The sequence below is a fragment of the Promicromonospora sp. CA-289599 genome, from assembly GCF_050936155.1.
Lineage (GTDB): Bacteria > Actinomycetota > Actinomycetes > Actinomycetales > Cellulomonadaceae > Promicromonospora.
In genome coordinates this window covers 4,322,237-4,336,109 of the sequence record NZ_JBNJNI010000001.1, presented here as the reverse complement: position 1 = coordinate 4,336,109, position 13,873 = coordinate 4,322,237, and the positions used below count along the sequence as shown (strand labels likewise).

Below are 13,873 nucleotides of genomic sequence, written 5' to 3'. Positions count from 1 at the left end.
GCCGACCAGGTCAGTCTCCGTCGAGGTGCAGCTCCGTGTTCTGGTCAGCCGCGCAGGCCTTGGCGAGCGCGAGGATCTCCTCCTTGGCTACGGGGTCGAGCCGGAGCTCTCGCAGCTCCTCGACGAACTGCTCCATGTCTCCTGGCAGCAGCACCAAGGATCCGTAGGGCTCGACCCGCACCATCATCGGAAGCGACGTCGCCGCACAAGCCTTGGCGAACTCGTCGCCACGGTCGGAGTAGAACCCCAGCGAGGTCAGCTTCCTCCGCCGCGGGCTCGTTCCCTGCTGCTCGACCCTGCAGAGCAAGATGTCCACGGCCATCAGCTTTGCATCCGTCTCGATGCACACGCCCCGGCGAGTGAGACCACTCGAATCCCGAACCCTTTCCTCATCACGTCGAAGCCCCGTCACCGGCCGCACGAAGAACTTCCGCCAGCCAGACGAGCCCGTAGTCGATCGCACGGTCGGGGTCGCGGATGATGGCAGCAAGGTTCTCCCACGACTCGGAGACCATGCCGATGGTCAGGTCCGTAGGTTCGTGGTAGACGTCGTAGACCGCAGGTGCGGGAACCGACCAGAACGCCTCGTCCGGAATGCGGAGCGCTCCGTCCTCCGCGGCATGGTCCAGAAGGACACCGAGAACACGTTTGAGATCCTCTGCCTGAACCTCGATCATCAGTTGCCCGCCTCCCGGATCTTGTCGAAGTTCAGACCCACATCCGGATCCTCGGTACAAGCGCCCCGGGTGCGTGGCGACCTAGGTACACGGTGGCCAAAAGCCAGCTCTGGGCATGGTCGGCGGGACTCATCGTGTGGACTCCTACCGGCCGGGCCGCTCCACCGTCCGCAGGGTCACCTCGTCCTCGAAGCAGTAGCCCCAGGCCTCGCCCGGCTCGATCGAGCGCATCAGCGGGTGGCCGGTCTCCCGGAAGTGCCCGGTGGCGTGCTTGGCCGGCGAGGAGTCGCAGCAGCCCACCTGCCCGCACACGAGACAGCTGCGCAGGTGCACCCACGTGCCGCCGTGCGCCAGGCACTCGGGGCAGCCCTCACGGCTGGTCGGCTCGAGGACGGCAACCTGGTCCAGGTGCGTGCACACATCACTCATCGCTTGGCTCCTCACTGTGTCCTGCCGGGTCTGCTGCCACAACCCTAGGCTGCACCACCGCCGACGTCGGCGTCGTTGCACCTCGCCCGGTCGGGTTACGTGAACAGGCCGCTGTAGGCGTTCAGGGCCGGCTGGCCGCCCAGGTGCGCGTACAGGACCGTGGACTCCTTGGGGATGTCGCCGCTCGTGACGAGATCGATCAGGCCGGCCATGGACTTGCCCTCGTAGACCGGGTCGATGATGACGCCCTCGAGCCGGCCGGTGAGCCGGATCGCGTCGAGCGTCGACTCGACGGGGATCCCGTACTTGTCGCCGGCCCAGCCGGGCAGCACGGTGATCTCGTCGTCGCGCAGCGGCCGCCCGACGCCGATCAGCTCCGCCGTGGCGCGCGCGATCCGGGCCACCTGGTCGCGCGTCTCGTCGAGCTTCGCGCTCGCGTCGATCCCGATCACCCGGCGGGGTCGGCCGCCGGCCTCCTCCAGCGCGGCGAACCCGGCGATCATGCCCGCGTGGGTGGACCCGGTGACCGCGCAGACGACGATCGTGTCGAAGAAGACGCCCAGCTCACGCTCCTGCTGCTCCACCTCGTACGCCCAGTGCGCGAACCCGAGGCCGCCGAGCCGGTGGTCGGACGCGCCGGCCGGGATCGCGTACGGCGTACCGCCACGCTCCTTGACCTCGTCGATCGCGCGGGTCCAGGAGTCCTTGAACCCGATACCGAAGCCCGCCGGGTCGAGCCGGACCTCCGCACCCATGATCCGGCTCAGCATGATGTTGCCGACCCTGTCGGCGACGGAGTCGGGCCAGTCGACCCAGTTCTCCTGCACCAGCACGGCCTTGAGCCCCAGCGACGCGGCCACCGCGGCGACCTGACGCGTGTGGTTCGACTGGTAGCCCCCGATCGAGACCAGCGTGTCCGCACCCTGCGCGAGGGCGTCCGGGACGATGTACTCCAGCTTGCGGGTCTTGTTGCCGCCGTAGGCCAGGCCCGCGTTGCAGTCCTCGCGCTTGGCCCAGACCGACGTACCCCCGAGGTGGGCGCTCAGGCGCGGCAGCGGGTGGACCGGGCTCGGCCCGAACGTCAGCGGGTGGCGGGGGAAGTCGGACAGGGCCATGGGTTACTCCTCGTTGACACGCGGGTCTGTGGGCGGGTCTGTGGGCAGGGTGGACCAGGTGTCGAAGGCGACGGCCGCCGCCTGGTCCGCGTCCCCGGCGGCGCACAGCCGAATCAGCTCGTCGTGCCGGGCGAACGACGCGCGGCCGCCCAGCGTCGAGAACCGGAGGCGTTCGGCGCGGCGCAGCACCGGCGTGAACTGGTCGAGGACCGACGCGAGCGCGCGGTTCGCCGCCACGGCCACCGGCACGTCGTGGAGCGCGTCGTCGGCCCGCAGCGCCGCCTCGACGTCGCCCGCCTCGATCGCCGCGCGGAACTCGCGGTTGGCCGCCCGCATGGTGTCGAGGTCGGCCTCCGTGAGGCTCCGCACCGCCTCGCGCACGGCCACCTCGTGCATCGCCGCGACGACGTCGCGAGCCCCGCGCACGTCCCGCAGGTCCAGGGAGCTCACCACCGTCGAGCTGCCGGGACGCGCGACGACCAGCCCGGCCTCGGCCAGGCGGAGCAGCGCCTCACGCACCGGCGTCCGGCTGACGCCGAGCCACGCCGCGAGGTCGCCGTCGCGCAGCTGCTCCCCCGGCGCGAAGCTGCCGTCGACTATGGCGTCGCGGAGGCGTCGGTAGACGTCGTCGCGCAGCAGACGCCGACCGATCGGGGGCACACTCGCGGGGATAGGCATGTAATATATTGCATACCAATCGCCGGGTTTTGGCAAGGGTGGAGTTTTGCCCCGCGGGGCGCCTGCCCCTGTCACACCACACGAACGGCACGCTCTATCGTGGCCCCATGCCCGACCCCACACCGCTCGACGAGATCCTGCGCGAGCTCGCCGCGCTCGAGAACCCTAGGTTCCGAGCGGTCAACGAGCGCAACGGGGACGACCACGGCGTCAACCTCTCGCAGCTGCGCGCCGTCGCGAAGCGCCTGAAGAAGCAGCACGAGCTGGCCGTCGGGCTGTGGGCGACCGGCGACACGGCCGCCCGCCTCCTCGCCACGCTGGTCTGCCGTCCCCGGACCTTCACCCCGGCCGAGGTCGACGCGATGGTCCACGACATCCGCTCCCCCAAGCTGCTCGACTGGTTCGTCGTCAACGTCGTGAAGCCCGGCAGGTTCGGCGAGGAGCTCCGCGAGCGCTGGGCCGCGGACGGCGCCGACCTGGTCGGCCGGGCCGGCTGGACCCTGCAGAGCGACAAGGTGGTCAAGGCGCCGGCCGACGTCGACCTCGACGCGCTGCTCGACACGATCGAGCGGGACATGAAGGACGCACCCGAGAACACGCAGTGGGCGATGAACACCTGCCTCGCGATGATCGGGATCAACGACCCCGGACGACGCGCACGGGCGATCGGCATCGGCGAGCACCTCCAGGTCCTCGCCGACTATCCGGCCTCGCCTGGCTGCACGCCGCCGTACGCTCCGGTGTGGATCGCCGAGATGGTCGGACGCCAGGAGCTGGCCGGAGCCTGACCGGCGGGCCGTAGCGCCTGGTAGAGGCCCGTTACCGCGCCTCCTGGTAGGGGATCACCACTCGGTTGATGACGAGCAGGCCCGCCGCCGCGACCGGCACCGCCACGAGGGCGCCGAGGATCCCGCCGAGCGCCGCACCGGCCAGGGCCGCGACGATCACCAGCACACCGGGCACCGCCACGGCGCGGCTCATCACCCGTGGGGCCAGCACGTACGCCTCCACCTGCATGTACACGAGCAGGAGGATCGCGACGACGAGCGCAGCGACCGGGCTCACGGTCAGCGTCGCGAGCACCACCAGGATCGAGCCGATGACCGTTCCGACGACGGGGATCAGCGCCGCGATGAACGCCATGACGGCCAGGAGGATCGGCGCGGGGCTGCCCGCGAACACCGTCAGCAGCAGGGTGAACGTGGCGTTGATGGTCGCCAGGAACAGCTGGCCCGCGACATACCGGCCCACGGACTCCAGCACCTCGTTCAGCAGGGAGCCGGTGATGTCCCGCCGGGACCGGGGCACGAGCCGCAGGACGGCGCCGACCATGGTCGGCAGGGATACGGCGAAGTAGATCGTCAGGGCCGCGACGATGACGACCGCCGTCACACCGTTGATCAGCCCGGTGCCGACCTGCAGGACACCACCCGCGATCGCCGTGAGCTGGCGGGGATCGGTGAGCAGCTCGGTCAGCGACGCCAGCAGACCGCTCAGGTTGAGTGCGACCAGGTTGTCGTTGGTCCAGACGTACCAGGCCTGGTCGGGCAGCTCCCGCAGCGCGTCGACCAGCTGGGTGACGAAGATCCCGACCTGCGGGACGGCCAGCGGCAGCACCGCCACGACGAAGAGCGCGAGGACGGCGGCGGATCCGACGATCATCACCGTCGCGGCCACCCACCGCAGCACGCCCCGCGAGACGAGGTACCGGATCCCCGGATCCAGCGCCAGCGCCAGGAACAGCGCCAGCCCGACGTACACCAGGACCGTCGCCACCGCCTCGATGGCGCCCAGCACCACGAGGCCGGCACCGACGCCCAGGGTCGCGAGCACCGCGTACCCGAACGGGTTCGCGGGCAGACCGACCGTCGACGTCCGCCCACCCGCGCTACGAGCACGTGGGACCCGCGGTGACCGCACGCGCGCCGCGTCGTGCCGTGCCCCCGCTCTCCGCGCACTGGACGATCGCGACAGGGCGCCAGGACGTTGCGGCAAGCGGGCCATTGCGCTCCGTGTGTTCTCAGGTCGGTTCTCAGGTTGGTTCTCAGGTGCTCCGCGAGGAACACGCTGCGGGTCACAGCCTTGCGGAAAGCGGGCCGCTTGTCGCCGTCGGCTCGCGGACCGACGTCGACCGGCTGGATCGACCGGCTGAGGGGTTCTCCCCGGGCCTCCCACCTCGGGGACGTGGTGGCGTCTGATGGACTCCGACAGGAGCACTGACCCCGTGCCACACCGCTCGGCACGGGAAACGAGCAAGGAGAGGTACCCATGCGTGGAGTTGTCATGTATGCGCCAGGCGATGTCCGGGTCGAGGAGCGCGAGGACGCCAGGATCATCGAGCCGACCGACGCCGTGATCCGGGTCACCGCCGCGTGCATCTGCGGCTCGGACCTGTGGCCGTACCGCGGGGTGGAGGCCCTGAACGGCCCGACCCCGATGGGCCACGAGTACATCGGGATCGTCGAGCAGGTCGGCGACGAGGTGCGGGACATCAAGGTCGGCGACTACGTCGTCGGCTCGTTCGTCGCCTCGGACAACACGTGCGAGATCTGCCAGGCGGGCTACCAGTCCCGCTGCATCCACAACGTGATGATGGGTTCGGAGGGCACCCAGGCCCAGCTCGCCCGCATCCCGCTGGCCGACGGCACCCTGGTCGCCACGCCCGGAACGCCCGACGCCGACCTCGTCCCGTCGCTGCTCGCCGCCTCCGACGTGCTGGGCACCGGTTGGTTCGCCGCCGTGGCCGCCGAGGCGGGGCCCGGCAGGACCATCGCGGTCGTCGGCGACGGCGCGGTCGGTCTCTCGGCGGTCCTGGCCGCCAAGCAGCTCGGCGCGGAGCGCATCATCGCGTTCAGCCGCCACCCCGAGCGGCAGGCGCTCGCCCGCGAGTTCGGCGCCACGGACATCGTCGAGGAACGCGGCGACGCCGGCGCCGCGAAGGTCAAGGAGCTCACCGGCGGGTACGGCGCCCACGGCGTCGTCGAGGCAGTGGGTACCGAGGAGTCGATGTGGCAGGCCATCAACTCCGCCCGGCCGGGCGGCTACGTCGGGTACGTCGGCGTCACGCACGGCGTCCAGCTCGACGGCCTGAACCTGTTCTTCACCGGCGTGCACCTGCACGGCGGCCCTGCGCCCGTGCGCCGGTTCCTGCCCGAGCTGATCCAGCTGATCTGGGACCGCACGATCGACCCGGGCAAGGTCTTCGACCTCACCCTCCCGCTCGAGGAGGCGGCCGAGGGCTACAGGGCGATGGACGAGCGTCGGGCCACCAAGGTGCTGCTCACCCTCTGACGGCCGGGGTGCCCTGCCAGGGCCTCCCACGCCGGCGAGGTCGCCCATACCGTGGAGACCATGAGCACCAAGGACGAGGTGCGGGAGTTCCTGGTCTCCCGCCGCGCGAACGTCACCCCGCAGCAGGCGGGCATCCCCGACTTCGGCGGGGAGCGGCGGGTACCGGGACTGCGCCGGGAGGAGGTCGCCATGCTTGCCGGCGTCAGCCTCGACTACTACACGCGGCTGGAGCGCGGGAACATCCGCGGCGCTTCCGAGAGCGTGCTGGGCGCGATCGCCCGCGCCCTCCAGCTGAACGACGCCGAACGCGAGTACCTGTTCGACCTCGCCCGCACGGCCCCCGCCTCCGCGGCCGCGCGCGACCGCAAGCCCGTCGCACAGTCGGTACGCACCTCCGTGCAGCGCGTGCTGGACAACATGGCCGTGCCCGCGATCGTGCACAACTCGAACCAGGACCTCGTGGCCTCGAACGTCATGGGTCGCGCCCTGTACGCCCCGCACTTCGACACCGACGGCACGCCGAACATCGCCCGATTCATCTTCCTCGACCGCCGCGCCCGGGACTACTACGTCGACTGGGCACTGGCCCGGCGCACCGCCGCGGCGATCATGCGGCTCGAGGCCGGACGCGACCCGCTCAACAAGGAGCTCACCGCGCTCATCGGCGAGCTCTCGACCCGGAGCCCGCAGTTCCGCGAGGACTGGTCGGGGCACGACGTCCACGAGCACCGCACCGGGGTCAAGTCGTTCCAGCACCCGGTGGTCGGCCGCGTCACCGTCGCGTTCGACGTCTTCGCGATGCCCGGAGAGGCGGGACTGCAGATCGTCACCTACAGCCCTCCCCCGAACACCGACTCCGCGGAGAAGTTCGCGCTGCTGGCCAGCTGGGCGGCCACCCAGGAGGCGGAGCACGCTCCCGGCGGCGGCCTGGTGAGCAGGTCGCACGACGGCGTGAGCCAGCCCGCGAGCTCCGACTGACCAGCCGAGGTCGCACTGGCGGGGCGTCCCGGACCGGCCTCCGGGGCATACCGATCGTGAACCGATGAGTTATCCACAGATTTGAGATCTGCCGTGCGGACCGCACGAGTGTTCGAGATAATAGATGCACTGAGGGAGTGAGAACTAGAGACCAGCGATTCAGATGGGCGGGGGTGGGCATGGTGGAGCACACGACGAACAGTGGTCCGGCCAGTGACCCGCCTCCTGCTGCGGCCTCGATCGAGGAAACCCTGGCCCGGATCGAGAACGAGATCGACCACCTCACCACCCTGACTACCCCGGAGACGCTGACCGGGTGGGACGCGCCGAGCATCGGCCGCCTGGTCGAGGCCCACACCCGGATCCGTCGGCTGACCGGCCGCCTGGACGGTGTCCGCTACACGCTGCTACCGAGGATCGAGGACGAGGGTTCCTGGCGCTCCGGTGGCATGACGCGTACGTTCACGACCTGGCTGAGGCTCCGTGAAGGCATCTCCGCGCGCACGGCGGGCAAGGACATGACGATCGCGCGGCGTCTCGCGACGGCGCTGCCCGCCACCCGGGAGCGCCTGGTCGCCGGCACCCTGGGTGTCGACCACGCCCGCGTGATGACGGAGGTCGCACCCACCAGTGAGACGCGTACGGATGCGTTGGCGTGGTTGATCGATACCCGTACCGGGCACACCACCACCCCGGAACAGTTCGTGCAGAGCGTCCCGGTCGACTTCCCCGACCCGGCCGAGGACCCGGACGGGACCCGTACCCGGGAGCTGGTCACCCAGGTCCTGGAAGGCGCGGTCACGGAGGGAACCCTGGTCACGGGTGAGGGCATCGTCCTACGTGAAGCGGGTGTGTTGAACGCGGACCAGTTCCGCACGGTCGCGCGCCGGTTCGCGACCGTGACCGACCCGGACACCGACGACCTCGATGACGACAAGGCCGCGCAGGGTGAGTTCTTCGACCTGGCCAAGACGTTCGGCGGGTACCACGTGGCCGGGTTCCTCACCGACGAGCACGGCCTCCTGGTCAGCACCGCGATCAACGCGGTCCTGGGCGCCCCGTCCGCGGACGACGCCCGGACCACGACGCAGCGCCGCGCACAAGGCCTCGCGGACGTCGCGCGGGTGGTGCTGGACACGAACCAGGCCTCCCCAGGGGCCGCGATCGCACCGCACCTGAACGTGACCGTGTCGTGGAACGAGTTCGTCACCCAGGTCACCCGCACCCGCGACGGCCTGTGCCTGTCCTGCGGACAGACCCGACCCGGCTCCACGACCCGACCAGACGCAACGAGTGCAACGGGTGCCGCAGGCACAGCGGGTACCGCAGGCACCGACACAGCCAGTCCGACGACAGTGGCCGGATTGCTGACGTCTGGTGGTCCCGTGTTCACCGAGACCAGCGAGCGTGCCCCACGCGCCCTGGTGCGTCGCCTGGCGTGTCACAGTGCGGTGACCCGGATCGTGTTCGGAGCCGACGGCGCCGTCCTGGACGTCGGACGCGCCCAACGCACCGTGACCGGACAGATGCGACGCGCTGTCATCGCGAGGGACCAGCACTGCGTCTGGCCCGGATGTGACCAACCACCCTCACGCTGCGAGGTCCACCACGCGATCACCCACTGGGCTGATGGTGGGGGCACGTCGGTGACGAACAGTGCCCTGCTGTGCTGGTACCACCACCAGCTCGTCGACACCAAGAACATCACCATGCACTGGACCGGCAAGACCACCACCACCGACAACGACGCGACCACCGGTGCCCTGCTGGAGACCGGGTGGGCCTTCACCGACGCCTACGGACACCGCATCCGACTACCCGAACCCATCGAAGCCCCACCACCACGCGACACCAACCCGACCACCGAGCCGACGCCACCCATCGAAGCCGACCGACCGGCCGACCGAACCTGGCGTGACCCGACCAGCCCGATCCCGCTGCCAAGCCCACCGAGCCCGCCAGAGCACCTCACCCGGCAGTTCCGCCTGGCCGGCTAGCTCACCGGCCTGACCAGCACGGCAGGCACTCGATGCCGAGCTGGACGTCGGACAGCCGGGCCACGGGCTACCCGGCCACCCAAGCAGCATCGATCCGCTCGCCGAACCGCAGACCATCGCGGTCCCGGCGTGCGGGTTCGACGAGTGGCCGCGTGGGGCCACAGTCATCACGGCCCGGACCCAGCTGCCTGGACGCGTCAGTCCCAACGGAAGAACAGTGCGGCGGTGACGACGCCCACCAGGGTGGTCAGACCGAGGCTGATCAGGTGCGCGGGCTCGACCGGGCTGCCGATCCACGCCGCGGCCAGGGCCTCCACGGCGGCCCCGAAAGGTAGCCACTCCCCTACCGCCGCCAGCGGCTCCGGCAGCGAGGAGCGGCCACCGAACATGCCGCCCAGGGCGCCGAGGCCGAAGAAGGTGACGAGCCCGATCGCCACCGCGGAGTTGGGTGTCGGCGCGACGGCGGCCACGATCATGCCGCCCGCGTACATCGCCGCCATCGCCAGGAGGTAGACCCCGACGGCAGCCCCGAGGTCCACCGGGCGCTGGGCCCCGAAGCCGAGGAACGCCACCGCGAGCGCCAGCGTCAGTCCGACGACCGCCTGCGCGACGCTCACGACGACCTGCGCGACGAGGACCATGACCGGCGAGGCAGGTGTGGCGGACAGCCTGCGCAGGATGCCGGTGCGCCGGTAGTAGGCCAGGAAGCTCGGCATGTTGATGATGCCGATGGTGGCCAGGACCATGGTGAGCACCAGCGGCAGGACATAGGCCTCCAGGGCGGTGAGCCCGTCGGCGACGACCTGGTCGCCCGCCGACTGTGCGCCCGTCACCAGGATCAGGAGGGGCAGCAGCAGGGGGACGACGAGGCCTGCCGTGTCTCGCACGACCATCTTGGCCTCGCACACGATGAGGGTCAGCCAGGCCTGCACGCCCGGCCCCCGGGTCTGTACGACGGTGCTCATTCCGCGACCTCCAGTTCTTTTCCGGTGAGTGCGACGAACGCGTCGTCGAGGGTCTCGGCCCCGGCTCGCGCGACCAGGCCCGCGGGGGTGTCGACGGCGATGACGCGGCCGTCGTCGATGAGCGCCACCTGGTCGCAGAGGCGTTCCACCTCCTCCATCGTGTGGCTGACCAGCAGGATCGTGACGCCTTCGGTGCGCAGGTGCTCGATCGTCGTCCACATCCGGCGCCGGGCGCGGGGGTCGAGACCGGTGGTGAGCTCGTCGAGGATCACCACGCGGGGACGCCCGGCGAGGGCGAGGGCGATCGAGAGCCGCTGCTGCTGGCCGCCGGACAGCTTCTCGAAGCGCACGGCGCGCTGTTCGTCCAGGCCGACCAGCTCCAGGAGCTCCCCGGCCGGGCGGGGGTCGGGGTAGAAGGTGCGGTAGAGCCCGATCAGCTCGGACACGGTGAGGGCTCCGTGCAGGGTGGCCTCCTGCAGCTGGACGCCCAGCACCTGGCGCACCCTGGCGCGGTCGCGCTGCGGGTCCATGCCGAGCAGGCTGACGCGCCCACGGTCGGGCTTGCGGACGCCCGCGATCATCTCGACGGTGGTGGTCTTGCCCGCACCGTTGGTGCCGAGGACGCCGACCACCTCGCCGGGCTCGACCCGGAGGCTCACGTCGTCGACCGCGACCGTGTGGCCGTAGCGTTTGTGCAGGTGCTCGGCGTGGATCGCCGGTTCACCTCTGCCGAAGGCTCTGCTGCTCGCGTCGCTGCTGCTCATGCCACCGGACGCTAGGCGGGCCGCACGGGCCGGCGCGCGTGCCGATGGTCAGGGATGTGAACCATGACTTTCGGCACGGGCGGACGGTCGCGGTCCGCCCGTAGGGTGGATCTCATGCGGCGGCTGGACACGGACGAGTGGTCGGGGCTGGTCATGCTCGCCGTGTCCGTCGCGGTGGCCGGTCCGGCGCTGCTCGGCGTCGTGGATCCCGCGATCCCGCGCGGCTGGTGGACGGTCCTCTTCGCCGTCGTGATCGTCGCCCTGCTTCTCGCCCTGTTCCGCGAACGGCCCGACCCGGCCGGGTACGGGCTCTTCACGGCGGCGGTCGTCGCCTCGTGGGCGGTGGTGCTGACGGCGCCGCACATGGGGCTGCTGCCCGTCCTGCTCGTCGTCACCGCCGCGGTGAGCGTGTACCTGGTGCCGCTGCGGGTGAGCTTTCTCGTCGTCGGGCTGAACACCACGGTCCTCGCGGTCGCCATGGCCCTTCACGGCCGGGACGCCGTCGACGCCCTGGTCACCGTCGGTTTCTACCTGCTCATCCAGATCGCGACGGTGCTGAGCTCCGTCACCCTCATCCGCGAGCAGCGGCTGCGGCGCGAGCTGAGCGAGGCGCACATCGAGCTCCGTGCCGCGTCGGCACTCCTGACCGAGTCGGCTCGCACCGCCGAGCGGCTGCGGATCTCGCGCGACCTGCACGACCTCATCGGGCACCAGCTCACCGTGCTCACGTTGGAGCTGGAGGCGGCGCGGCACCGGGAGGGCGAGCAGGCACGCGAGCACGTCGACCGGGCGAACCGGGTAGCGCGCGACCTCCTCTCCGACGTCCGTCTGACGGTGAGCGAGCTGCGGACCGCGCCGTCGGACCTGACCGCGGCGCTCCGCCAGGTGGTGCGCGACCTGCCGGACCTCGAGGTGACCGTGGACGTCGGGACCGACGTCCACGTCGACGAGGACCAGGTCGCAGCCCTGGTCCGGGCGGTGCAGGAGATCGTCACGAACACCATCCGGCACGCCGACGCGCGCGAGCTGTGGATAGAGGTGGCTGCCCGGCCGTCCGGCGTCGTCCTGACCGCCGTCGACGACGGCAGGGGGTACCGCGAGCTCGTGCCCGGCAACGGGTTGCGCGGCCTCACCGAACGGTTCGAGGCGCTGGGCGGCGACGTGGAGTTCGACGGCGCAGACGGCTTCCGCGTCACGGCGAGGGTTCCGGCATGACGACGGTTCCCGCGAGCGTGCCCGCATGACCCGGGTGGTCATCGTCGACGACCAGACGCTGGTGCGGCACGGCATCCGCGCGCTGCTGGAGATCGCGTCGGTCGACGTCGTCGGTGAGGCCGACGACGGGCAGGCAGCGCTCGACGTCGTGGCCGCCACCACACCGGACGTCATCCTGCTCGACCTGCGGATGCCACGCTTCGACGGCCTGTGGACCCTGCGCCAGCTCGGCGAGCGCGGCGTCGACGTCCCCGTGCTCGTCCTCACGACCTTCGACGACGACACCCTCGTCCTCGACGCCCTGCGTGCCGGCGCGCGCGGGTACCTCCTCAAGGACGTCACGGTCGAGCAGCTGACCCGGGCGGTGCGCACGCTGGCGGACGGCGGGACGCTCGTCGCGCCGTCGATCACCAGCCGGATGCTGCGCGCCATCCGCGCGGTGCCCCCGGCGTCCGGCAGCGACGCGCTGCCCGCCCAGCAGCCCCAGCCGCTCACCGAACGTGAGACCCAGGTGCTCAGACTCATGGCCGAGGGTTACACCAACCGCGAGATCTCCGGCGCGTTGTCGCTCGTCGAGGGCACCGTCAAGAACCACGTCTCGACGATCCTGCTCAAGCTCTCCGCGCGGGACCGGACCAACGCCGTGCTGCGGGCCCTCCACCTGGGGATCCTCGGCTAGACCGGTCCGGCCAGGTCGAGACCGCCAGGTCGAGACCGCCAGGTCGAGACTGCTAGGCGCTCGCGCGCACCACCAGCTCCGGCGCGAGCACCACCTCGCGCGACGCGCGGCCGGGCTGGGCGATCTCGTCCAGCAGGAGCCGGGCCGCGGCGGTCCCGATCTCCGCGATGGGCTGGCGCACGGTGGTCAGCGGCACGGCGGCGACGGCGGCGAACGGGATGTCGTCGTACCCGACCACCGCGATGTCGTCGGGGACCCGGACGCCCGCGGACGTCAGGCCCGCGATGATGCCGATCGCGTGCAGGTCGTTGCCTGCCACCACGGCGTCGGGCCGGCGATCGGGCGGCAGGTCCGCGATCCGCAGTCCGACGGCGGTCCCGTCGGCGAGGTCGAGGTCGGGCGCACGGACCGTCTCCAGGTAGACGCCGGGCGTCTGCCCTACCGCGAGCCGGCAGCCGTCGAGACGGCGCTCGACCTGCCGCACGCCCTCGGGTCCCGCTGCGAAGAGCAGGCGTCGGCGCCCGGCGTCGAGCAAGTGCTGCGCGGCGAGCCGGCCGCCCTCGCGATGGTCGAGCGAGACGGACGACAGGCGGTGCTCCGGGTCCTCGTGGTCCACGAGGACGATAGGGGTGCCCTGGTCCCGCCGTCGGCGCAGCGGCTCCAGGTCGTCGTCCGAGGGCGAGACGACGACGCCGTCGAACCGGAGCTGCTCGAACAGGTCGAGGAACCGCTTCTGCTGGACCGCCGACTCGTGCGTGCTGCCCACCACCACGGCGAGCCCGTTGTCCGCCACCAGCTTCTCGACGGCCGTGGCGATGCCGCCGAAGTACGGGTTGGAGGCGTTGACGAACGAGGCGCCGACGATCCCGCTGGGCCGGCCGCGGAGCTGCCGCGCGGCCAGGCTCGGCACGAAACCGAGGCTGTCGATCGCCGCCGCGATGCGTTCCTTCATCGCCGCCGAGACCCGGTCGGGCCAGTTGAGGAAGTTCGAGACCGACGCAACCGACACCTCGGCCTGGCGAGCGACGTCATAGATCGTTATGGGGCCTTCGTCGCTACGCCGATTCACGTCTCCCATCTCATCA

At 71.0% G+C, this 13,873-nt stretch carries 15 protein-coding genes; 6 read left to right on the top strand and 9 right to left on the bottom strand.

The features are described 5' to 3' along the window. Positions 1-10: 10 nt before the first annotated feature. From ACQEVI_RS19300 to ACQEVI_RS19280, 5 genes are all read right to left on the bottom strand, one after another. A complete protein-coding gene (locus tag ACQEVI_RS19300; RefSeq protein WP_432901739.1) occupies positions 11-316 on the bottom strand; it encodes a hypothetical protein in 306 nt (101 codons plus the stop codon). A gap of 76 nt (positions 317-392) precedes the next feature. Beyond that, a complete protein-coding gene (locus ACQEVI_RS19295) occupies positions 393-677 on the bottom strand; it encodes a hypothetical protein (protein ID WP_432901737.1) in 285 nt (94 codons plus the stop codon). Between the two features lie 144 nt (positions 678-821). Further along, positions 822-1,106 carry a UBP-type zinc finger domain-containing protein gene (locus ACQEVI_RS19290; protein ID WP_432901736.1) on the bottom strand — a complete coding sequence of 95 codons (285 nt, stop codon included), beginning with the start codon at positions 1,104-1,106 and terminating at the stop codon, positions 822-824. A gap of 95 nt (positions 1,107-1,201) precedes the next feature. Then, on the bottom strand, positions 1,202-2,221 hold the full coding sequence (locus ACQEVI_RS19285) for a 1-aminocyclopropane-1-carboxylate deaminase (protein ID WP_432901733.1): 1,020 nt from the start codon (positions 2,219-2,221) through the stop codon (positions 1,202-1,204). A gap of 3 nt (positions 2,222-2,224) precedes the next feature. Continuing rightward, complete coding sequence (locus ACQEVI_RS19280) at positions 2,225-2,899, bottom strand: GntR family transcriptional regulator (protein WP_432901731.1); 675 nt, start codon at positions 2,897-2,899, stop codon at positions 2,225-2,227. Positions 2,900-3,006: 107 nt separating this feature from the next. Between ACQEVI_RS19280 and ACQEVI_RS19275 the strand changes: the two genes are divergently transcribed. Continuing rightward, positions 3,007-3,687, top strand: coding sequence for a DNA alkylation repair protein (locus ACQEVI_RS19275; protein ID WP_432901728.1), 681 nt, complete (start codon positions 3,007-3,009; stop codon positions 3,685-3,687). A gap of 31 nt (positions 3,688-3,718) precedes the next feature. Here ACQEVI_RS19275 and ACQEVI_RS19270 read toward each other — a convergent pair whose 3' ends face one another. Continuing rightward, positions 3,719-4,819, bottom strand: a complete 1,101-nt coding sequence (locus ACQEVI_RS19270; protein WP_432901727.1) for an AI-2E family transporter — start codon at positions 4,817-4,819, stop codon at positions 3,719-3,721. Positions 4,820-5,167: 348 nt separating this feature from the next. On the opposite strand from ACQEVI_RS19270, the gene ACQEVI_RS19265 reads away from it, so the two are divergent. From ACQEVI_RS19265 to ACQEVI_RS19255, 3 genes are all read left to right on the top strand, one after another. After that, a complete protein-coding gene (locus tag ACQEVI_RS19265) occupies positions 5,168-6,190 on the top strand; it encodes a zinc-dependent alcohol dehydrogenase family protein (RefSeq protein ID WP_432901725.1) in 1,023 nt (340 codons plus the stop codon). 60 nt (positions 6,191-6,250) lie between these two features. Next, the gene (locus ACQEVI_RS19260) at positions 6,251-7,168 is read left to right on the top strand and encodes a helix-turn-helix transcriptional regulator (protein WP_432901724.1); all 918 of its coding nucleotides are present in this window, start codon (positions 6,251-6,253) and stop codon (positions 7,166-7,168) included. A gap of 179 nt (positions 7,169-7,347) precedes the next feature. Beyond that, positions 7,348-9,165: a DUF222 domain-containing protein gene (locus tag ACQEVI_RS19255; RefSeq protein WP_432901722.1), complete on the top strand. Its 1,818-nt coding sequence runs from the start codon at positions 7,348-7,350 to the stop codon at positions 9,163-9,165. A 197-nt stretch (positions 9,166-9,362) separates the two neighbouring features. Here the strand turns inward: ACQEVI_RS19255 and ACQEVI_RS19250 are convergent, their stop codons facing one another. Both ACQEVI_RS19250 and ACQEVI_RS19245 read right to left on the bottom strand, forming a co-directional pair. Then, the gene (locus ACQEVI_RS19250) at positions 9,363-10,130 is read right to left on the bottom strand and encodes an ABC transporter permease (RefSeq protein WP_432901720.1); all 768 of its coding nucleotides are present in this window, start codon (positions 10,128-10,130) and stop codon (positions 9,363-9,365) included. Then, entirely contained in the window at positions 10,127-10,894 is a 768-nt protein-coding gene (locus tag ACQEVI_RS19245) for an ABC transporter ATP-binding protein (protein ID WP_432901718.1), read from the bottom strand. The genes ACQEVI_RS19250 and ACQEVI_RS19245 overlap by 4 nt, the downstream gene beginning before the upstream one ends. Positions 10,895-11,008: 114 nt before the next feature. Between ACQEVI_RS19245 and ACQEVI_RS19240 the strand changes: the two genes are divergently transcribed. Together ACQEVI_RS19240 and ACQEVI_RS19235 are read left to right on the top strand one after the other, a co-directional pair. Next, positions 11,009-12,109, top strand: a complete 1,101-nt coding sequence (locus tag ACQEVI_RS19240) for a sensor histidine kinase (RefSeq protein ID WP_432901716.1) — start codon at positions 11,009-11,011, stop codon at positions 12,107-12,109. 25 nt (positions 12,110-12,134) lie between these two features. Beyond that, entirely contained in the window at positions 12,135-12,788 is a 654-nt protein-coding gene (locus ACQEVI_RS19235) for a response regulator (protein ID WP_432901714.1), read from the top strand. 52 nt (positions 12,789-12,840) lie between these two features. Here the strand turns inward: ACQEVI_RS19235 and ACQEVI_RS19230 are convergent, their stop codons facing one another. Further along, entirely contained in the window at positions 12,841-13,857 is a 1,017-nt protein-coding gene (locus ACQEVI_RS19230; protein WP_432901713.1) for a LacI family DNA-binding transcriptional regulator, read from the bottom strand. Positions 13,858-13,873 lie beyond the last annotated feature (16 nt).